The sequence below is a fragment of the Telluria sp. Soil_C_11 genome, from assembly GCF_057657395.1.
The window spans coordinates 1-1194 of record NZ_JBDGIN010000050.1 but is presented as its reverse complement, the minus strand read 5'-3'; the positions used below and the strand labels follow the sequence as shown (position 1 = coordinate 1194).

The window sequence follows — 1194 nt, the reverse complement described above, 5'->3', positions numbered from 1 at the left end:
GGTAATCCCCCCATTTTTAGAGCGCGCTAAAAGTAGAGGTTAAGCGGCAAGGGCAAGTTTCTGTTTTGGTGTGATGCCGCCAAGTGCCATGTTGGGCCGGTCGTGATTGTAGGTCCACAGCCAGCGGGTGGCAAATTCCTGGATCTGGTCGAGCGTTTCAAAAAGGTGGTGGGCCAGCCAATCGTAGCGCACGGTCCTGTTGTAACGCTCGACGTATGCGTTTTGCTGAGGCTGGCCTGGCTGGATGAAATCGATTCGGATTCCGCGCCTGGCAGCCCACGCCAACGTCACGGCGCTGATGTATTCCGGGCCATTGTCACAGCGGATCGCGTCCGGTTTGCCGCGCCATTCGATAATCCGGTCCAACGATCTGATGACGCGTTCGGACGGCAGCGAGAAGTCGACCTCGATTCCCAAGCCTTCGCGGTTGAAGTCGTCGATGACGTTGAACAGGCGAATGCTGCGTCCGTCGGCAAGCTGGTCATGCATGAAGTCCATCGACCAGCTCTGGTTGATCGCGGTCGGCACGGCCAGTGGCAGCGGTTTCTCGCGCACCAGGCGGTGACGTGGCTTGATCCTCAGATTCAGCTCTAGCTCACGGTAAATCCGGTAGACACGCTTGTGGTTCCACTTGAAGTCTTTGACGTTGCGCAGGTACAGGAAGCACAGCCCAAAGCCCCAGTTGCGCTGGTTATTCGTCAGCCGTACTAACCAATCAGCGATGAGGTTGTTTTCCTCATCCAGCTTGGCCTTGTACCGGTAGCAGGTCTGGCTGATACCAAACGCCCGACACGCCAGATTAATCGTGGCTGACCGCTGTGCCACGGCCCACTGCGCCATCTCTCGCCGCTGAGATGGCGCTACCACTTTTTTGTCAGTGCCTCCGCGACGATTTCCGCCTTGAGACGCTCTTCGGCATACATCTTCTTCAGGCGCCGATTCTCGTCTTCCAGCTCCTTCATACGGGCCATTAGCGACGCGTCCATGCCGCCGTACTTGGCGCGCCATTTATAGAACGTGGCGTTGCTGATGCCGTGCTCGCGGCACAGCTCCGGTACAGGGCTGCCGGCTTCGGCTTGCTTGAGGATGGCGATGATCTGGCTGTCGGTAAAGCGGGACGTCTTCATGTAGAGCTTTCTTTCTTAAGTAGAAAATTCTACTTCTAAACGCGCTCTTTTTGTGGGGGGATTACCA

At 56.9% G+C, this 1194-nt stretch carries 1 protein-coding gene; it reads right to left on the bottom strand.

What is annotated here, in order from left to right; genetic code table 11:
• Nucleotides 1–39: 39 nt before the first annotated feature.
• Nucleotides 40–1127, bottom strand: a protein-coding gene (locus tag AC3A6M_RS24805) for an IS3 family transposase (RefSeq protein ID WP_487855353.1) whose coding sequence is annotated in 2 segments (ribosomal slippage) — nucleotides 40–875 and nucleotides 875–1127 — 1089 coding nt in all. Because the reading frame shifts where the segments join, the coding sequence is not laid out codon by codon here.
• Nucleotides 1128–1194 lie beyond the last annotated feature (67 nt).